We start from the raw sequence: 18,823 nt of genomic DNA on the forward strand, positions 1-18,823 counted from the left end.
CGTCAAGTTTATCTGCCCGAGCGGGAAGTCGAGACAGCCGAACCGGTCAGTTTTGATATTGAGCCGCGAGCTGCGGTTTTAATTTTCGGCCTACATTAGCCGCTCATTTTTCTAACCAGATTAGTGGCTAAACCAAATTCTCATGCCAGTAAAAGATTACTCGAAGGATTCGCTCGAACTGCACAAAAAGCACAAGGGCAAAATCAGCGTCCGCCCCAAAGTAGCTGTCAACACCACAGAAGACCTTTCCATTGTTTATTCGCCCGGTGTGGCAGCGCCCTGTTTGGCTATCGAGGCCAACCCCGACGAAGCGTACAACTATACCATCAAGGGCAATACGGTCGCAATTGTGACCGACGGCTCGGCGGTGCTCGGTCTGGGCAACATCGGGGCGGCAGCAGCCATCCCGGTCATGGAAGGCAAGGCCATGCTGTTCAAAAAATTCGCGGGCATAGATGCCTTCCCTATTTGCTTGGCCTCACAGGACATGGATGAAATCATTCGCACGGTGCGCAACATCGCGCCAGTTTTCGGCGGGGTCAATTTGGAGGACATTGCCGCCCCCAATTGTTTCATTGTCGAAGAGCGCCTTCAGGATTTGGGCATCCCGGTGTTTCACGACGACCAGCACGGCACGGCTGTGGTGGTGCTTGCCGCCCTCATAAACGCCGCCAAAGTCATAGGCAAAAACTTGAATGACATGAAAATCGTCGTTAATGGCGCAGGAGCAGCTGGTATAGCCATCACCAAATTGTTAAAAGGCTACGGCGCAAAACGCCCGAAAATCAGCGTGCGCGATGTCATCCTCTGTGACACAAAAGGTGTGATTGGAGGCCACCGCGATGACCTGAACAATTACAAACGCGCCGCGCTCGAATACACCAACACCGCCAATATTAGCGGCACCGTGTTCGATGCCCTGCGCGGCGCGGATGCGTTTGTCGGTGTGAGCAAAGCAGGCTTGCTCAAACCCTCCGACATCAAGACGATGGCGAACGATGCCATCGTGTTCGCATTGGCAAACCCTGACCCCGAAATCATGCCCGAAGAAGCCTACAAAGGCGGCGCTGCAATAGTTGGCACAGGACGCAGCGACTTGCCCAACCAAGTGAACAACGTGCTCGGCTTCCCCGGCATCTTTCGTGGCGCTTTGGATGCCCGCGCGCCCCGCATCACAATGGAAATGAAACTCGCCGCCGCTTATGCCATCGCCGCCTGCGTAAAGGTACCGCAACGAGCGTGCGTCATCCCTTCCGCATTTGACAAAACAGTAGCCAAGCGAGTGGCGAAGGCTGTATTTCGGGCTGCAAAAAAGGCGTTGTGATGCGCAAATTGCGGCATGCTATACAAATCCTCAAGTCATCTTTGGTGAGTACTTTTGCCCGCCAAATTTTTCATTTCAAAATACCTGACCATGCAAGTTGACTGGAATGGCGTATATCCCGCCGTCACGACCAAATTCACCCCCAACGACGAACTCGACCTCCCGATGTTCGGCCTCAACCTCGACGCTCAAATCGCAGCAGGCGTGCACGGCATTATCCTCGGCGGCACGCTCGGCGAGTCCAGCACCTTGACCGATAGCGAGAAAGACCGTTTGCTTACATTCGCGTTGGAAAAATCTGCCGGGCGTGTCCCCATCATCATGAACATCGCCGAAGGCTCCACTCGCGATGCCATCGCTGCCGCTCGACGCGCCGAAAAACTTGGCGCCGATGGCCTCATGGTGTTGCCTCCCATGCGCTACCGCACCGACCACCGCGAGACGGTCGAGTGGTTTCGCGCCATTGCCGACACAACGTCCTTGCCTATTATGGTTTACAATAACCCGGTGGACTATAAGACCGAAGTGACCTTGCCGATGTTTGAAGAATTGCTCCAACATCCACAAATTCAAGCAGTAAAAGAATCCACGCGCGACATCTCCAACGTAACCCGCCTGCGCACCGCTTTTGGCGAGCGCCTAAAAATCCTCTGCGGGGTGGACACATTGGCGATGGAAGAGCTGCTCATGGGCGCCGACGGATGGGTGGCAGGGTTGGTGTGCGCCTTTCCCGCCGAAACGGTCGCTATCTACAACCTCGTCAAAGCGGAATGGCTGGAGGAAGCCCTACCGATATATCGCTGGTTTTTGCCCCTGCTAGAGTTGGACATCCATCCCAAACTGGTTCAATACATCAAATTGGCGGAGCAAATGACAGGCATCGGAACCGAATATGTGCGCGCACCACGACTTCCTTTGGAGGGAGAGGAACGCGAGCGAGTACTCCGCATCATCGAAGAAGGTATCCGAACGCGACCCGAATTGCCAGTATTGGTAATTTAACTTTTGTGGTGACACCTTTTGGAAAAGTAGCACGTCTCTTATGGTTGCGCCAGTCAAACTACTTGCCAGCAACCGATGACGAATCCTCCTTCTCCTCCCGCAAAAGAACTTGGGCAGTTCCCGTTTTACAACTTCTACGATTATATCCGCGACAACCAGTTGAAATACAAGCAACTGGCTTTTGAGAAAGAGCTGATGACGCAGTTCACTTGCCCGCTCGAAGGCCGTATGCAAGCCATGTGGTCGCATCACAACTACTTCGTGTATGTACTGGAAGGCAAAAAAATTTGGCATACCCCCACTGGTTCGCACGAGTTGACCAAAGGCTCTTGCGTGTTTGTTCGCAAAGGAGCAAACATCGTGGAGCAATTTTTCGATGCCGAGTTTTGCATTTTGCTCTTTTTTGTCTCCGACGAATTTATTTGCGAGACGCTCCGCCCATTGACATTAAAGGCGTCTCCAACTATCGAAAAACACCAGCCCGTGTTCCCGGTGCAAGCCGACGCGACCATCACGGCGTTCATGCACGCCATGCTCCCCTATTTTACCCAAAATCCACAGCCCGACAAGACGCTGCTCGAACTCAAATTCCGCGAGCTACTGCTCAATGTCGCGCACAACCCGCACAACCGCGAGGCAATCTCCTACTTCCGTTCTTTGTTGAATGAGCCTGCCGCCGTCTCCTTGCGGAAAATCATGGAGGACAATTTTCCCTACAACCTCAAACTCGAACAGTACGCCCAACTCTGCAACCGCAGCCTTTCCGCCTTCAAGCGAGATTTCCAAAAAATATACGGCCAAACACCCGGCAAGTGGCTCTTGGAGCGCCGCCTCGCCCATGCCAAAATGTTGCTGATGAAGGCCGACTTGTCCGTTAGCGAAATCGCCTACGACAGCGGTTTTGAGAACCTTTCTCATTTCAGCCGAGCGTTTCGGGAGCATTTTGGAGCGCCACCTGTCGCTTTTAGGCAAAAAATAGGCTAGGGCCGTTGAGCATCGCGCGAAAAGGATAGATGATTAAATCTTGTCATCGCCCCCCCCCCCGCGTGAGAAAGTCGGGAAGAAAATTTGAAAGCATTTTGACCGTTCGTTGGAGATGCCCAAGCTCTTTGCGCAGCTGAGCATTTTCTTTTTGAAGTTCCGATTCTTTTTCTTTGTGCAGCGGCGAGTCCTTGTCCTCCACGTCGGACCCAAACAGGTCAGATACCGAGCAGCCGAAGGCGGCAGCGATGCGTTCCAACTGGTCGGCGGTGGGCGATGTCCCGCCAGCCTCTATTCTCTGGTAAGTTCGATGCGAAATGAAGGCAAGTTGGGCGGCTTCGAGTTGCGTCAATCCGCGCCGCACGCGTGCCGCACGGATTTTTTCGTGAATACTTGGCATGGGATGAAGCTGATTTGGCGAAATTACAAAACTATGCCTCAAATATATGGCAAAACGCGTCAATTATGGCATACCATGCGCCAATTTTGTCGTAGGATTTAACAATTGAGGGCGGCTATCTTAGTCTTGTCAACGGGAGCAAGCCGAAAATCCCTCCAAGAGTAGGCATCAAACAAATATTTAAGTCATGAAAAAAGCAATTCTTTTGTTCGTTTTTGCCTTTGGCTCTACGATGGCGTTTGCAAGCAATACCGACCCAAAAGTCCTTTTAGTTGACGATGCAAGTAGCTTGGCCCACCAAGCAATTTCAAAAATAAACATCTTGACAGGAGGCACCTTAAGTGTTCCCGAATCATCTGAAAAAGATGTCCCATGCGTTTATTGTTCGTCTTGTGGAAGCACAGTAGTATGTGTTATATGCAATTGTGGCAACTGTAATATCGAGCTTGACTTTTTAGGTGACAGACTCTGTGAGTTAGGGTGCTGCTATGATATCCGGTAAAACTTATTGCACATGAAGCAAATTTATGCTTCATGTGCGGTTATTACTAACCAACTTTTCACTCCATGCGAAAATATCTTTTTCTAAGTCTCTTGTTGTCTTCAAACCTTTTGGCGCAATCCGATAGCATTCCTATCGGCAAGATAACATATAGCCAGCAAGTGAGCCTTCCTGCCGATATTCAAAATAATGGCTATTCCACCCTGTTGTTTAATAAGACATGCTCTGTCTATATACAAAATAGCGCACCTACAAAGGATTCATCTGTCAGCTCTCCCCAATATCTATCTATGACCTTAGCAGGAGACAGCGAAGGCTTTCCCATTTACAAACTCCACTCGGAGCGTAAAATGTTTTGCAAGATATTCTGCCGACAATCAAAAAATCATTGCATTGTAAGTGATACGTTTGGCACAATAGTTTGGACGCAACATCCTGAACACAAGCGATTCGGTCAATACGACTGCCGCCGAGCGACAGGCAAATTCCGAGGGCGCGAGTATGAGGCTTGGTACACACTTGACATTCCGATTCCGAGTGGCCCCTACAAATTAGGCGGGCTGCCGGGGCTTATTCTCGAAGCTACTTCGGCAGACGGGAAAGTAAAATTTTTGTTTGACAGATTGGAAATGTCTTCCGCGATTCCGGAGTTAATTAAAATACCTCGTGGCAAAGACATGAACATGACATACAAAAATTTTATAGAAGGCGAACTAAAATTTAATGAAAATTTGGAAAAGGACGCAAAGGCAAGAGGCATTGAAATGACTGTCACTCGCATGGAATCCATCGAACTGGACACGAGTAATTGAAACAGGTTATGCTATATTGCCGGGTCATCGGCTGTGCGTTTTTTTTCCGCCGCGCTTGGTGTTTTCACCAAGCGCGGCGGACAGGTCAGATACCGAGCAGCCGAAGGCGGCAGCGATGCGTTCCAACTGGTCGGCGGTGGGCGATGTCCCGCCAGCCTCTATTCTCTGGTAAGTTCGATGCGAAATGAAGGCAAGTTGGGCGGCTTCGAGTTGCGTCAATCCGCGCCGCACGCGTGCCGCACGGATTTTTTCGTGAATACTTGGCATGGGATGAAGCTGATTTGGCGAAATTACAAAACTACGCCTCAAATATATGGCAAAACGCGTCAATTATGGCATACCATGCGCCAATTTTGTCGTAGGATTTAACAATTGAGGGCGGCTATCTTTGTCTTGTCAACGGGAGCAAGCCGAAAATCCCTCCAAGAGTAGGCATCAAACAAATATTTAAGTCATGAAAAAAGCAATTCTTTTGTTCGCTCCCTGCCCTGCGTGGTGTGCTTACCATCCGGTCGTGACAAACTTATTTAAAGTGACCCAGCTTTCGCTCGCTCTCATTGTCGCATTCCAGTTAAACGCCCAAACACCATCCTCCATCATTGTAGGGTCTTTTGTGAATGGAATACCCACGCTTACCAAGACAGATGCCGAGCTGACATCTTCTCTTGCTTTCGTGTTAAATAATGCAACGTTATCGAATGCTGCAATGTCAGTTGGCACCGACACGCTTGGCAGCTATTACTATATTTTAGCAACAGCTACTCGTCCCAATCAGTATAATCCGAGCCAAATGTACATTATACTTTCTCAAAACGGCGAAGACATAGTTTTTGTCGCAACAGGTGATGGTTCGGGATGTACAATGGAATGTATTGCTGGCTTGCCATGTACAGGATGCGATACAGTCGTTTTTGAAACATGTAAAAGGATGAGGTGTACTTGCCACAGCGGAAGTGGGGGGTGTAATACTAGCATCACTTTCCCTAATTGATGCATCACCAGCACAAAGCGATTTTTGCCTCCTCGCCTTATCTTGATGTTCTCGCCAAAAAGAAAAGACATAGCTGCGACTTTCCGCCGCGCTTGGTGTTTTCACCATGCGCTGTCGCGGTGAGCATCGCGTCGCCGCCCGTGAAACAGTCTCGTCCTCGGGCGTTTCCTCCAAAAAGGGGACAAATTGCTCCAAAAACGCCTCCTGCTCCGCCTCGCTGAACCTGCACGGAACCTCGCTCGTCTTTCTGTACACGAAGCCGAGTTTTTCCAAAATCCCCCGAACCGCGCTCAGCGAGTACCCCAAGCCGAACGCTTTTTCGATGAAATCCCGCACCTGCTGCAAACTGGTGAAAACACCCGCCGAAACCTCAGAATCAACCCGGCCCAACTGCTCGTCGCTCATCTTCCCGCTGTACGGCACATAGTGCTTGTCCAGATACTTGTCCAAGCCGTCGGCACGGTATTTTTGAAGGCAATTGCTGATGGTGCCACGACCTATGCCCAGAATCGCCACCACCTCGTCGTAATCCTTGCCCATGTCCAACAATATCAAAACCGACAACTTCATGTACGAAAACTTGTCACGGGTGTTGCCGCGCAACTCCTCGACAAGTTCCTTTTCCGATGTCGTCAGCAGTTTGCCTATCATGCCACAAAGTTATGTTTTCTCGATGCCCTGTTCAATTCCATTCCGGTTTGACTATAGCCGCCATCAATTGTTAAATCCTATGACAAAATTGGCGCATGGTATGCCATAATTCCGCGCCATGCTTGGTGTTTTCACCAAGCAGTATCGCGAATGGCGACGCGACGCTCACCGCGGCGGACGCTTGGTGAAAACACCAAGCGCGGCGGAAAAGGTACCGCAATAGGCTTATGGTTTCAAATGTGCGAATCGTTAGGCTGTTGTTGAGGATTCAAGAAGGTAGCGCCATACCCATTGGATATCTTCGACTTCTGAAGCCTTCCATATTTTGAAGCATTATAAGGCTTTAGCGCACGAAAAATATCCAATGGATGGAATAGTCTACATAAAGTAGTGTTGAATAAACCACACTTGCAATGCTTTGAAAATCTGCAAGGGTACATTTGAAAATTGTCGCTTTTGTACGCCGGAACGCTGTTCCGGCATATATTGGAACAGCGTTCCGATTTACTTACGACAATTTGAGATGCACCCATCTGCAAGTAAATCAATGACATTACCAAATCCTCTTTAATCTCGATATGCCACTTGTTTTTTGATATCACTTCCTATAAATTTAAAAGCCATGAAAAAAACGCTATCTTTTGCTTTGTCATTCTTGTTTTTCTCCATCACCTCTCTAAAATCTCAAGCCGACAGTACAAATACCCAATCGGATAGCAAACCTATGGGTGCAGTGACGTACTTACATACAGTAGAACTTTCAGCAGATAAAGACCGCAATGGCCTTGCCACTCTTTTTTTCAACAATGCCCGGTCAGCATATATCCATCATGGAGTGCCAATGGAAAGCCTTAACAAACAGATAGATGAATACAACTCAGTACATATCTCTGGAGATTCAGAGGGATTCCCGATATACAAGCTCCATAAAGAGAAAAAAATGTGGTCCAAAATACCATGTTATCTCTCCAAACAACATTGTATAGTAGAAGATACTTTGGGCGACATTGCTTGGGTCATATCCCCAACCGAACGAAAAACCTTTGGCCCATACCAGTGTCATAAGGCACTCGGAAAATTTGGCGGACGCGAATATGAGGCTTGGTTTGCGATTGATATCCCGGCCAACACGGGGCCTTACAAGTTGGGCGGCCTTCCGGGCTTAATTCTTGAAGCCCGCACCTTAGACGACCAAGTAAAATTTACCTTTGTCAAAATAGAATTATCAACAACAATTGCAAGCACGATTGAAATGCCATCTGGGAACAATACTGGAATGAGCTATGCAGAATTTATTAAGGCGAGAAATGAGTATTGTAAAAACCTTGAAAAAGAATTTCGCTCAAAGGGAAATGATGTATCAATAACACCCGATAAAAATACTATTGAATTGGTTGAGACGGGCAATTAAATCCAATGTACTATAGGCGAACTTTATCCTACTTTTTCTTTCTCTTTTTGTTCGCTTCACTTAACGGCCAACAAATCTCCGGCCACGTCCGCGACTCATCGGGCGTGCCCGTTGCCTTTGCCAGCGTGGTCGCCACGAGCTGCCGCGACGAACAAATCTTGTCTTTCGCCTCCACCGACGACAAAGGCTTTTATCAATTGACCATAGCGACCGACTGCGACAGCGTCACGCTCACCGCCCGCAGCCTCGGCTATCGTACCGAGGCCAAGCGGTTGCCCGTCAAGAATCTATCGCCCGTTCAAAATTTTACGCTGGCAAATGCCGTGCTACAGGAAATCGTCGTTCGCGGCAAGGCGCCGCCCGTCGTCGTTCGCAGCGACACGACGGAATACAACGTGGCCTCATTCTCAGACAGCACCGAGTTTTCCGTGGAAGATTTGCTCAAAAAACTGCCCGGCGCGCAAGTCAGTGAAAGCGGCCAAATCAGCCTCAACGGCAAACTCGTGGAGCGCGTGCTCATAGAAGGCGACGACCTGTTCAATCAAAACTACCACCTCGCCACGCGCAACATCCGGGCGGACATGGTCTCGAAAATCCAGGCCATTGAACGCTATCAGGAAAACCCATTGATGAAAGGCATTCAGCAATCCGACCGCTTGGTGCTGAACCTGAAAATCAAGGAAGATAAAAAACGCTCCACCTCCGGCAGCGCCACGCTCGGTTCGGGGCATGGCGACGATTGGAAAGGCTTTGCGCATACCAACTTGTTTTCGTTGACACGCCGCGACAAAACCTACCTCATCGGGAACGCCAACAACACGGGCAGCGACGCTTTGGGCGACATAGACTACCTGAATCAGGGCGACATTTTTGACCAAAGCCGCCAGAGTATTCAGAGCAACCCGCTACAAGTCAGCGAGTTGATAGAAAACCCTCCCATGCAGAGCGCAGGCTTGCCGAGGGCCTTCACGCAGGCGAATCGCACCGGGTTTTTGTTTCTCGGCCATGTGATGCCCATCTCCCCGTTTTTCAAAATAAAAATGACGGGCTGGGTCGGGCACGAACAGTTGGAGCAAACGGTGAATCAGCGCACACGCTATCTGCTCGACGCGGCAAGTCTGGACTTGACCGAAGCACGCGCCACCGAACGGCGCGGGAGCGTCGGCAATTTTCAAATCGAGGCCGATTATTTCGCGCCCGACCAGAAGCAGTCGCTGCGCAGTTTTGTCAAAATCAACGGCGGACCGCAACGAAGCCAATTCGACATTTTGCGCGAGCAGCCGCAAAACCCGCCCTTCGTCATCACGCAGGATATTTCAAAAAACACCCTCAACGGGTTTGTCGCGCTGGAATACACCTTAAAAAAAAGCCCCAACGCGCTGTTCCAGCTTGTTTCCAAAAATGCCTGGCGGGATGGGACGCAAACGCTTTCGTCGGATTACGCTTATTACCCCTTTTTTTTCGGCCTCGACTCCTCCTTTGCTCTTCTCCAACAAAACGCGCGGCAACGACAGGGGAGAAGCCTTTTTTTGGGGAAATACATCACTCAGAATCGGACTTCCAATTGGAACGCAGAAGCCGGCGTGGATTGGGAATGGGGCCGACTGGCCTCCGACGTGTTTTTGGAAAACGCGGAAAGTACGCGATGGACACCCGATTCGGGTTTCCAGAACGATTACCGCCTGCGAGCGCCCGAATACTTCGCTCGACTGGCGTTTTCAAAAAATGTTGGCGCCTTGGCAGTCCGACTCAGGCTCGGCGCCTCATGGATGCCGCTCGCTTCCATGGATGAATACCTCGACATTGAAAAAACAGCCTCCCTGTGGAAATTGGAACCGCACTTCCACGCCCGTTATGAATTGAGCGAAAAAACGGCGCTGGTGGCAAACTACGATTTCCAACAAAGAACGCCCGAATTTACCGATTATCTGCCCGATTTCGTTTTCACGGACTATCAATCGGCGCAACGGGGCTTGCCCCTTCCGGTGCTCATGCCCGGCCATAAGGGAGGCGCACGCTTGGTGTTCAACGACCGTCAAAAACAGTTTTCGTGGAACGTGGGTATCGGGGCAGGACACACGGCAAACCAGTTGGGCGCACAATTCCAAATCAACCCTTACATTTTTTTGCAGGAAAAATACAGGCCCATTGTGCTGTCCAACTATTCGGCGAGCGGGTCGGGCAGCCGTTTTTTCCCAAAATTGAGCGCGAGGCTGGGCTTCGGGTACAACCTCATCGGGCTGAGACAGCAAAACAAAATAAACAGCGAAATGCCGCGCGACCTCAATTCACAAATTCACATTTTGTCGGTGGAGGCAGGCACCGCTTTCGACACTTGGGTGAATGTTATTTTTTCCAACCAAATCACGCACTCTATCGCCAACAACACACAAGGCCAAGCAAGCGTAAGCCTCACGGGAACTAATTGGCTCACTTCAGCCCAAGTGGTGGTGAAGCCGCCCGGAAAGTTCGACACGAAGTTTTACGTTTACCGCATTGCCAACCGGAGCAACGGAGCGCAATACAGCATATTTTATACTGCCAATGCCGTGAGCCGACTGCGCTTGCCCCGATGGAGAAGCGAGGCAAGGCTTTCAGTAGTGAATCTGCTCAACAGCCGACGTTTCGAACAAGTGTTCGCCGACGCTTTTTTTCAAAGCAGCACGAGCGTGAAAGCCGTCACGCCGTTTTTTTTGTTGAGCTGGGATTATAGATTTTGAAAAACAAAGGCGATTGATTCGATTCGACCTCCCCAGCAAAAAAACGCTCGCGTCCCTTACGGCAGCGCGTCCGCACAGCGACCATTTTTTACACCTCGCGCCTCCAAGCCATAGACCGAATACACAATCCATTCAAAATCAAGAACATCAATCATGGCGAACTGACAATCTTGTCGAATCAAGGTGTTTTTTCGCCCGTTTTTTCCAAAAAACAATTATTCCAAGCATAAGCGACGGGAAGGCTGATAGATTTGTGTGGCATTTCATCATCAAAAAAACATCACACATGAAAACCTTCCTCCTTTCGATTTTGATTTTACTGTCAGCTCCTGCGCTGAGCGGGCAAACGTACTTCGCGCCCATTGGCACCAAATGGTTTTACATGCGCTACCAGTTTGGCCCTTGGCCGCCCTCGACACCTTTCGCCGTGGTGGAAGCCGTTGACACCGCGACCGTTCAAGGCAAGCCCTGCATCGTGTTAGCAGGTGGCGCAGACTGCGGCACCCTGCCGCCGAAGATGTATATTCATTTGGAAGACGGTCGCGCCTCCTTCACCACCAACGCCAACGACCCGTTTCTCCCCCTGTATGATTTCAACGCCGGAGTTGGGCAAACCTTCACCACCTGCACCCCCTTTGGAGAAAACTGCGCGAAGTTTCGGGTGACCGCCGTCGAGACACAAGTGGTGGGGACACACGAGTTCCAAATACAGCACGTCACGCTGGACAGCGGCTACTTGTCATGGGGACAACAAATCATCCAGTATGCTGGCTCAAGCGGATTTTTGTTCCCGCAAACGGGGGCCTGTGACCCCGAACTGGGTGGCTTGCTCTGCTTTTACAACGGCTCGTTAAGCTATCCCGAGCCAAACTCGACCTGCGGCACCAAAGTCACCTACATACCGTTAGTGACACCCGCAAACGAGTGGGTGGCAGATTATCTGTTCCCCTCGTTTCCGCCAGAAATACGGCGTTACACCTTCTCGACCGACTCGTTCCTGTTGTCAGGCAAGCATTACCGGGAGTTGATATTTTCCAAAAACATGAGCGGCGGACCGTGGCATTCCACGGGCCAGTATTTACGCGAAGACAACGGGAAAGTGTTCAAGATATGGGACACCAACAACCAGCCCGAACGCCTGCTGTATGATATGGATTTTGGTGTCGGCGACACGCTCCCTCCCGACCCAGCCTTGCCGGGGCAAGGAGACCGGAGAATTGTGCAGGTGGACACGATAGCCCTATTGGACGGTGTGCCGCGAAAGTCACACCTGCTCGAAAGCACCTTGTGCAACGGCACAACCAGATGGATAGAAGGGATGGGAGACGTGGAGCGTCTGTTCTGGACGGAGGTGTTCTGCTCTTTGGGAGAGGACGGCCCACCCGTGCTCATTCGGTGCTTCAGCACCAACGGTCAACTGCTCTACAAGCGTTCCGACGTGGACGGGTGCTACACAAACTCCACAAACGACCTTGATTGGCTCACCATGAAAGTCTATCCGAACCCCGCGTCGCATGTGCTGTATTTTGAACTGGAGGACAAATCATCGCTCAGCGGCATACATATATTCAATGCGGTTGGCAACCTCGTGTGGAACAACCAACATTTTTTGAGCGACGGCAGCATAGAGATTTCGCAACTGCCCAACGGGTTTTACACGGGCATTGTTTACCTGCAAAACGCGGCTCCAAGGTCGTTCAAAATGATGATACACCGTTTCTAAAAGTCGCGGAGAACCCAAAAAAAACAAAAGCGCCGACTGTTCGCACGTTTCTCGCCGCAGGTGTTCTCACCCACGCCATGCCGTCATTGACCCTCTCAGCAAAAAAACTGACCTTTTAAGAAAAGCGTCCCGCCTCGCTTCGCCTGCACCTTTGCGTCATCATTCAACAAAAAAATTTTCAACCACAATGATGACACAACAAGCAGTCCCCATTGCCTTTTCAGGCTCCATCCCCCCCAATTACGACAACTACCTCGGCCCACTTTTCTTCGAGCCGTTCGCGCTCGACATGGCTCAGCGCATCCGCCACCTTAGCCCCAACGCCTTGCTTGAAGTGGCCGCCGGCACTGGCCGCGTGACCAAACACCTGCCCTCCGCCCTACCAGAAGGCACGCTCATCGTCGCCACCGACGTAAACCCCGCTATGGTGGATTTTGCCAAAGAGCGCCTCGCAGAACACAGCAACATCCAATGGGAAGTCGTGGACGCTGTCGCCCTGCCTTACCCAAACAAGCAATTCGACTGCGTCGTGAGCCAGTTCGGCGTGATGTTTTACAGCGACCGCCGCAAGGCTTATGCCGAAGCGTTCCGAGTGTTGCGACCCGGCGGCGTGTTCCTCTTCAACGCTTGGGACGACATCAAGCGCAATCCCGCCGCTCGCTTGACCGACGAGATGCTCGGCCATTTTTTCCCGACCGACACGCCCGCGTTTTACAAAGTGCCTTTTTCGTACCACGACGCCAATGAAATCCGCGAAGACCTCCAATCCGCTGGTTTTGAAATCGGCTCGATGCAGGTGCTACGCCTGACAGGCTACGCCGAATCGGCCGAATCAGCGGCCACCGGCCTGCTCGAAGGGACACCTGTTCACACCGCCATCATGGAGCGCGACGCGACTCTCTTACCCGTGATGAAAAAGGCTTTATCTGAAGATTTGGCGACTCTTTTCGGCGAAAAAGACCTCTATGTGCCGTTACAGGCGCGGGTCGTGATGGCCGTGAAAAAGTAAGTTCGTGAAAACAATTCTTCCCCTCCCTTGCTCCGCTGTTTGCGGGGCGAGGGCTTTGCATTGTACGCCGGAACGCTGTTCCGGCACTTGCCTCGCCGGAACAGCGTTCCGGCGTACAAAAGTTAAATTTTCTCAAAATTCATTGAAATTCAAATTTTTGCAAAACAAACCCCTACCTTTGTCGCGGCGAAAGCCACAACATCACATCATTTTCTTTTCAATTTTTTTTCAATGAATACTGGAACAGTAAAGTTCTTCAATGAGTCCAAAGGTTTTGGCTTCATCGTTGACAACTCCTCTAAAGAGGAAATTTTCGTACACGCCACTGGCCTTTTGGACAACATCCGCGAAGGCGACATCGTCAACTACGACACCGCTCGTGGCAAAAAAGGCATGAACGCAGTCAATGTCAAAATTGCCTGAGCGCAATCGAGACGCTAAGATTCATACTTTGCAAAACCTCCGGCAGTTCGCTGTCGGGGGTTTTTATTTGCCTCTGGCTAACTACCTTTGCGCCTTCAAACAGGTTTCGTTTTGACAGGATTAGCACGATTTACATGATTCAGAGCCTGTTTTGAAGAGATTTATCCTGCATATCATGTACATCCTCAGCGATTCTCGCTTTGTCGGGTTCTGAGGTGTCATCCCGGAAGCATAGAGGGGTGACATCTCAAAAGCAGGCCGAGGTGTCACCTTTTTCGTTCCTCAAAAGACGACACCTCTTACAAACCGAGAATAGCTGGTAAATCCTGTCAAAAAAGAAAAACAACCCTTGTCTCTCTGCAATCCGCAATCAATAATGGACGTCACCGTTGAAACCGCCAAAAGCCTCGGCCTCACTGCCGATGAATTTGAAAAAATCAAGAAAGTCCTGGGGCGCGTCCCCAATTTCACCGAACTCAGCATCTACTCGGTGATGTGGAGCGAGCATTGCTCCTACAAAAACTCCATTCTGCAACTTAAAACCCTCCCGCGAAGCGGCAAACGCCTCCTCGTCGGCGCAGGCGAGGAAAATGCGGGTCTCGTGGACATCGGCGACGGCCTCGGCTGCGCGTTCAAAATCGAAAGCCACAACCACCCCTCCGCCATCGAGCCATATCAAGGCGCGGCGACGGGCGTGGGCGGCATCCACCGCGATATTTTCACGATGGGCGCACGACCCATAGCGGCGCTCAACAGCCTCCGATTCGGCCCGCCCGACAACCCGCGTATGCGACGCCTCGTGGCCGGCGTGGTGAAAGGCATCGGCGACTACGGCAACTGCTTCGGCGTGCCGACCGTCGGCGGCGAGGTGTATTTCATGGACTGCTACCACCACGATATTTTGGTCAACGCCATGTCGGCAGGCATCGTGAAGGCAGGCGAGACCGTGAGCGCCACGGCGGGCGGCCCCGGCAACCCGGTGTTCATCGTCGGCTCGGCCACCGGCAAAGACGGCATTCACGGCGCGACTTTCGCCAGCGCGGATTTGTCGGCTGACTCGCATGAAGATTTGCCAGCCGTGCAAGTGGGCGACCCGTTTCAGGAAAAACTATTGCTCGAAGCCAGCCTCGAGGCCATCCAAACCGGCGCCATCGTCGGTATGCAGGACATGGGAGCGGCGGGCATCACTTGCTCCACCTCCGAAATGAGCGCCAAAGCAGGCTGCGGCATGCGCATTGACCTTTCAAAGGTGCCTACCCGCCAAGCCAACATGAAGGATTGGGAAATACTGCTTTCCGAAAGTCAGGAGCGAATGCTCATTGTGTGCAAACCCGGCCAAGAGGAGAAAATCAAAGCCGTTTTTGACAAATGGGATTTGCCCTGCGAACATATCGGTGAGACGACGGCGGGCGGACGGCTCGAATACTTTTATCATGGAGAAAAAGTCGCGGACGTTCCCGCCGAATCGCTGGTGCTGGGCGGCGGCGCCCCCGTGTATGTGCGGGAGCAAAAAGAGCCGACGTATTTCAAGGAAATCAGGTCCTTTCAGGATGACAAAATATCGCAGCCTTCCGATTTTAAATCAGCCGCTCAAAAACTCTGGAACGCACCGAACCTCGCCTCCAAAAACTGGATTACGCAGCAATACGACTCGATGGTGCGCACTGGCACGATGACGACCAATCGCCCAAGCGACGCGGCCATCGTGTATGTGAAAGGCACGCGCAAAGCCCTCGCCCTTACCACCGACTGCAACTCGGCCTATGTGTATGCCGACCCTTACAAAGGCGGCATGATAGCCGTCGCAGAGGCGGCTCGAAACATCGTGTGTGCCGGCGGCGAGCCGGTGGCCATCACCAACTGCCTGAACTTCGGCAATCCCTACGACCCTGAGGTGTATTACCAATTCGCCAACGCCATTCGGGGCATGGGCGACGCTTGCCGCAAGTTTGAGACCCCCGTCACTGGCGGCAACGTGAGTTTTTACAACCAATACTCGCACAACGGCAAAACCATCCCCGTCTATCCTACCCCGACGATTGGGATGCTCGGCATCCTTGACGATTACGAGCAACTGATGACGCTTGACTTCAAAAACGAGGGCGACAAAATCTACCTCGTCGGCACAAGCCGCAACGGCTTGGGCAGCAGCGAATACCTGCGTTTTGTGCTCGGAGAAGCATACAGCCCCTGCCCGCATTTCGATTTGGAAGAGGAATTTGGAATTCAAAAAGTCATTAGAGAGGTCATTAAAAGTCATTTGGTGGAGTCGGCGCATGATGTTTCAGACGGCGGGCTGTTCACGGCTTTGTTGGAAAAGGCGATGCCGCGCGAGCTGGGCTTTGAGGTGAAATCGAACCCTGCGGTTCGCAAGGACGCATGGTTGTTCGGCGAGTCGCAAAGTCGCGTCATTGTCACGGTGCGGACAGAACAAGCCGCCGCGTTCGAGCGTTTTCTACAGGCTGAAAAAACGCCGTTCGAGGCGCTCGGCACGGTCGCTGGTCGAAATGTGGTGATAGATGGCGAGGACTGGGGCAACGTTTCGACGTGGAAGCGCACCTACGACACGGTTTTGGGAAGAATGATGAACGATGAGTGACGAATGATGAATGTTTGTTTGCTCAAAACCATCTTATTTTTGCAGCAAAATTCGCCACATGGAATATCTGGAACGCATCACCATTGACCCTGAAATTTGCCATGGCAAACCCTGTATCCGAGGGATGCGCTGGCCAGTGGAAGTCATATTGGACATGGTCGGCTCTGAAATGACTTTTGAGGAAATTTTGGAAGACCATCCCGAATTGGCGCGAGAAGACATCATCGCCAGTTTGAATTACGCCAAGTTGTTGGTATCGGGTAAATCATTCAAGCAGGCCGCCTGATGCGAGTCCTTTGCGATGTTCATAATTCCTACAAGGTTGTTCGTTTTTTTTTGAACAGAACGGCATCAAGGCAATCCGTGTCAATACGATTTTGCAAAATTGGCACACGCCCGATAAAGATGTTTGTTCTTACGCTGACCAACATGATTTCGTAGTCGTGACCAAAAATGCCGATTTCCAAGCCAGTCTTTTTTTGAAAAAAACACCCCGAAAATTGTTGAAAATCGCGCTTGGTAATTTGTCAACTCATCAGACCATCGCCATACTTTCCGCGCATCTTGCTTTTTTGCAGACTTCATTCTCGAAGAAAATTTGTTTCATAGAAGTCGGACACAACTTCATACACATCATTGACTGAAATTTTGCTTTTCAAAAATGAAAAAAATAAAATCACTTCTTCTTTTCGTCCTGCCCGCGTTGGCGGTCATCTATGCTTGCAATGGCCAAAGTGGCCACGCCATCAAAGGCACCATCGAGGGCGCTGCCAACCTGCAAGTGGTGTTGGAACAAGCGCATTTCGACCGCACCAACGTCGCCATTGGCAAAGCCGCTTGCGACTCGAAGGGCAATTTTGAAATCAAAAACGAAAAGCCCTTTGAACAAGGGCTTTATCGCCTCACCATCGGGGCCAAACGCACCTTTTTCCTGCTCGACGGCAGCGAGAAAACGGTGACTATCAAAGGCGACATCAACACCATTGACCGCATGGAAATGGAGGTGAGCGGCTCCGAGACCTTCGCTTGCTACGCCAACATCATCAAGGATGCCTACAAAAACCAGTTCAAGACACCAGAGGAAGCCCGGGCCGCCGTCAACAAGGGCTGCAACCCGCTGATGAAGGCCATCTTGGTCTCCTCATTCCTTGGCAACAACGCCGCGTCTTTCATGGACGATTTCAAATCCTCTTCGGAGGCACTCAACGCTTATATGCCCGGCTCCAAATACGCGACCGACTATGCGAGCATGGTCGGCTCCATCCAGAACCAAGTGGCACAACAGCAAGCCAGCGAAGTGATAAAAGTAGGCCAACCCGCCCCCGACATCAGCTTGCCTGGCCCCGACGGGAAGGTGCGCTCGCTTTCCTCGCTGCAAGGGAAAATCGTGCTGCTCGACTTCTGGGCCTCTTGGTGCGGCCCCTGCCGCAGGGCCAACCCCCACGTCGTGGAAGTGTATCACAAATACAAAGACAAGGGCTTCGACGTGTTCAGCGTGTCGCTCGACAAGCAGGATGGAAAAGAAAAATGGGTGCAAGCCATCAAACAGGACGGCCTCGTGTGGGACAACCATGTGAGCGACCTCCAATACTGGAACAGCGCCCCGGCGGCCGTTTATGGCGTTCGCGGCATTCCCAAGACATTTCTCATCGGGCGCGATGGGAAAATCGTGGCAATTGACCCCCGCAACACGCTGGAGCAGGAGCTGCTGAAAGTGCTGTGACACGCGTTTTTGCATACAAAAAAACCCGCCTCGACACACGTCGGAGCGGGTTTTGTTTTTTTGACCGGGAAATCAAAGACGCTTTGAGAGCGCGTCGGTAAGCGAAATCAGCCCGCCTCCCATGATAAAGAGGCCGAGGGCAACTACAAGGATTAGCATACGTTTGGAATCGTTGAGCGATTAGGTAATGGGGGAGCAAGGCAGGGTTGCCAATAACAATGCCAAAACGCACTCGTTTGAAATCCGTTGAACAAGCATTCACATACCCCTTGCGCAGACTAATAGAAGTTCGTTACTTTTGTCCGGCTTTTCAAAACCATCCCGCCCATGCTCCAACACTGGCTCAAAGACTTGGTAGAGCGGCACGCTTTCGGTGTGTGCCAATATCTCGGCGAGAAAATGCGCGTCGCGCCCGGCGAGGTGCGCAAGTATTTCATCTACACCTCTTTTATCGGAATGGGGTCGCCGCTCATCGTTTACCTTTTCATCGCTTTTTGGGTCAACATTCGCCGCCACATTCGCCGAGGCAAAAATGTGATGTGGGAGTAAGGC

General features: G+C 51.4%; 18 protein-coding genes. 15 read left to right on the forward strand and 3 right to left on the reverse strand.

All coding sequences use genetic code 11. From position 1 onward, the window contains the following. Positions 1–142 precede the first annotated feature (142 nt). The 3 genes from KIS77_15200 (at position 143) to KIS77_15210 (ending at position 3,310) form a co-directional block, all read left to right on the forward strand. Positions 143–1,324, forward strand: a complete 1,182-nt coding sequence (locus tag KIS77_15200) for an NADP-dependent malic enzyme (protein MCW5923690.1) — start codon at positions 143–145, stop codon at positions 1,322–1,324. Between the two features lie 90 nt (positions 1,325–1,414). Continuing rightward, complete coding sequence (locus KIS77_15205) at positions 1,415–2,326, forward strand: dihydrodipicolinate synthase family protein (protein MCW5923691.1); 912 nt, start codon at positions 1,415–1,417, stop codon at positions 2,324–2,326. A gap of 75 nt (positions 2,327–2,401) precedes the next feature. Further along, positions 2,402–3,310: a helix-turn-helix transcriptional regulator gene (locus KIS77_15210; protein MCW5923692.1), complete on the forward strand. Its 909-nt coding sequence runs from the start codon at positions 2,402–2,404 to the stop codon at positions 3,308–3,310. A gap of 43 nt (positions 3,311–3,353) precedes the next feature. On the opposite strand, the gene KIS77_15215 is transcribed toward KIS77_15210, so the two are convergent. Beyond that, entirely contained in the window at positions 3,354–3,707 is a 354-nt protein-coding gene (locus tag KIS77_15215) for a helix-turn-helix transcriptional regulator (protein MCW5923693.1), read from the reverse strand. Between the two features lie 187 nt (positions 3,708–3,894). On the opposite strand from KIS77_15215, the gene KIS77_15220 reads away from it, so the two are divergent. Both KIS77_15220 and KIS77_15225 read left to right on the forward strand, forming a co-directional pair. Continuing rightward, positions 3,895–4,209, forward strand: coding sequence for a hypothetical protein (locus tag KIS77_15220; GenBank protein ID MCW5923694.1), 315 nt, complete (start codon positions 3,895–3,897; stop codon positions 4,207–4,209). Between the two features lie 65 nt (positions 4,210–4,274). Further along, complete coding sequence (locus tag KIS77_15225) at positions 4,275–5,021, forward strand: GLPGLI family protein (protein ID MCW5923695.1); 747 nt, start codon at positions 4,275–4,277, stop codon at positions 5,019–5,021. A gap of 24 nt (positions 5,022–5,045) precedes the next feature. Here KIS77_15225 and KIS77_15230 read toward each other — a convergent pair whose 3' ends face one another. After that, on the reverse strand, positions 5,046–5,288 hold the full coding sequence (locus KIS77_15230) for a helix-turn-helix transcriptional regulator (protein MCW5923696.1): 243 nt from the start codon (positions 5,286–5,288) through the stop codon (positions 5,046–5,048). 481 nt (positions 5,289–5,769) lie between these two features. Then, positions 5,770–6,663 (reverse strand): transposase, encoded by an 894-nt coding sequence (locus KIS77_15235; protein ID MCW5923697.1) that lies wholly within the window; start codon positions 6,661–6,663, stop codon positions 5,770–5,772. A gap of 622 nt (positions 6,664–7,285) precedes the next feature. On the opposite strand from KIS77_15235, the gene KIS77_15240 reads away from it, so the two are divergent. From KIS77_15240 to KIS77_15285, 10 genes are all read left to right on the forward strand, one after another. Beyond that, on the forward strand, positions 7,286–8,074 hold the full coding sequence (locus KIS77_15240; protein ID MCW5923698.1) for a GLPGLI family protein: 789 nt from the start codon (positions 7,286–7,288) through the stop codon (positions 8,072–8,074). 47 nt (positions 8,075–8,121) lie between these two features. Then, positions 8,122–10,794 (forward strand): carboxypeptidase regulatory-like domain-containing protein, encoded by a 2,673-nt coding sequence (locus KIS77_15245; GenBank protein MCW5923699.1) that lies wholly within the window; start codon positions 8,122–8,124, stop codon positions 10,792–10,794. A gap of 286 nt (positions 10,795–11,080) precedes the next feature. Next, the gene (locus KIS77_15250; GenBank protein MCW5923700.1) at positions 11,081–12,517 is read left to right on the forward strand and encodes a T9SS type A sorting domain-containing protein; all 1,437 of its coding nucleotides are present in this window, start codon (positions 11,081–11,083) and stop codon (positions 12,515–12,517) included. A gap of 187 nt (positions 12,518–12,704) precedes the next feature. Further along, positions 12,705–13,526 (forward strand): methyltransferase domain-containing protein, encoded by an 822-nt coding sequence (locus KIS77_15255; protein MCW5923701.1) that lies wholly within the window; start codon positions 12,705–12,707, stop codon positions 13,524–13,526. A 231-nt stretch (positions 13,527–13,757) separates the two neighbouring features. Then, on the forward strand, positions 13,758–13,949 hold the full coding sequence (locus KIS77_15260) for a cold shock domain-containing protein (protein MCW5923702.1): 192 nt from the start codon (positions 13,758–13,760) through the stop codon (positions 13,947–13,949). 376 nt (positions 13,950–14,325) lie between these two features. Beyond that, positions 14,326–16,548, forward strand: coding sequence for a phosphoribosylformylglycinamidine synthase subunit PurL (gene purL / locus KIS77_15265; GenBank protein ID MCW5923703.1), 2,223 nt, complete (start codon positions 14,326–14,328; stop codon positions 16,546–16,548). A 58-nt stretch (positions 16,549–16,606) separates the two neighbouring features. Further along, positions 16,607–16,834 (forward strand): DUF433 domain-containing protein, encoded by a 228-nt coding sequence (locus KIS77_15270; GenBank protein MCW5923704.1) that lies wholly within the window; start codon positions 16,607–16,609, stop codon positions 16,832–16,834. Positions 16,835–16,898: 64 nt separating this feature from the next. Then, on the forward strand, positions 16,899–17,192 hold the full coding sequence (locus KIS77_15275) for a DUF5615 family PIN-like protein (protein ID MCW5923705.1): 294 nt from the start codon (positions 16,899–16,901) through the stop codon (positions 17,190–17,192). A 17-nt stretch (positions 17,193–17,209) separates the two neighbouring features. Further along, entirely contained in the window at positions 17,210–18,271 is a 1,062-nt protein-coding gene (locus KIS77_15280; GenBank protein MCW5923706.1) for an AhpC/TSA family protein, read from the forward strand. Between the two features lie 327 nt (positions 18,272–18,598). Beyond that, a complete protein-coding gene (locus KIS77_15285) occupies positions 18,599–18,820 on the forward strand; it encodes a PspC family transcriptional regulator (protein MCW5923707.1) in 222 nt (73 codons plus the stop codon). The last annotated feature ends 3 nt before the right edge of the window (positions 18,821–18,823 follow it).

It is taken from the genome of Saprospiraceae bacterium (assembly GCA_026129545.1).
In the GTDB taxonomy this organism is placed as follows: domain Bacteria; phylum Bacteroidota; class Bacteroidia; order Chitinophagales; family Saprospiraceae; genus M3007.

Coding starts and splice junctions, on each gene's coding strand:
- KIS77_15200 (MCW5923690.1), top strand. CDS start 143: ATGCCAGTAAAAGATTACTCGAAGGATTCGCTCGAACTGCACAAAAAG.
- KIS77_15205 (MCW5923691.1), top strand. CDS start 1,415: ATGCAAGTTGACTGGAATGGCGTATATCCCGCCGTCACGACCAAATTC.
- KIS77_15210 (MCW5923692.1), top strand. CDS start 2,402: ATGACGAATCCTCCTTCTCCTCCCGCAAAAGAACTTGGGCAGTTCCCG.
- KIS77_15215 (MCW5923693.1), bottom strand. CDS start 3,707: ATGCCAAGTATTCACGAAAAAATCCGTGCGGCACGCGTGCGGCGCGGA.
- KIS77_15220 (MCW5923694.1), top strand. CDS start 3,895: ATGAAAAAAGCAATTCTTTTGTTCGTTTTTGCCTTTGGCTCTACGATG.
- KIS77_15225 (MCW5923695.1), top strand. CDS start 4,275: ATGCGAAAATATCTTTTTCTAAGTCTCTTGTTGTCTTCAAACCTTTTG.
- KIS77_15230 (MCW5923696.1), bottom strand. CDS start 5,288: ATGCCAAGTATTCACGAAAAAATCCGTGCGGCACGCGTGCGGCGCGGA.
- KIS77_15235 (MCW5923697.1), bottom strand. CDS start 6,663: ATGATAGGCAAACTGCTGACGACATCGGAAAAGGAACTTGTCGAGGAG.
- KIS77_15240 (MCW5923698.1), top strand. CDS start 7,286: ATGAAAAAAACGCTATCTTTTGCTTTGTCATTCTTGTTTTTCTCCATC.
- KIS77_15250 (MCW5923700.1), top strand. CDS start 11,081: ATGAAAACCTTCCTCCTTTCGATTTTGATTTTACTGTCAGCTCCTGCG.
- KIS77_15255 (MCW5923701.1), top strand. CDS start 12,705: ATGATGACACAACAAGCAGTCCCCATTGCCTTTTCAGGCTCCATCCCC.
- KIS77_15260 (MCW5923702.1), top strand. CDS start 13,758: ATGAATACTGGAACAGTAAAGTTCTTCAATGAGTCCAAAGGTTTTGGC.
- purL (MCW5923703.1), top strand. CDS start 14,326: ATGGACGTCACCGTTGAAACCGCCAAAAGCCTCGGCCTCACTGCCGAT.
- KIS77_15270 (MCW5923704.1), top strand. CDS start 16,607: ATGGAATATCTGGAACGCATCACCATTGACCCTGAAATTTGCCATGGC.
- KIS77_15280 (MCW5923706.1), top strand. CDS start 17,210: ATGAAAAAAATAAAATCACTTCTTCTTTTCGTCCTGCCCGCGTTGGCG.
- KIS77_15285 (MCW5923707.1), top strand. CDS start 18,599: ATGCTCCAACACTGGCTCAAAGACTTGGTAGAGCGGCACGCTTTCGGT.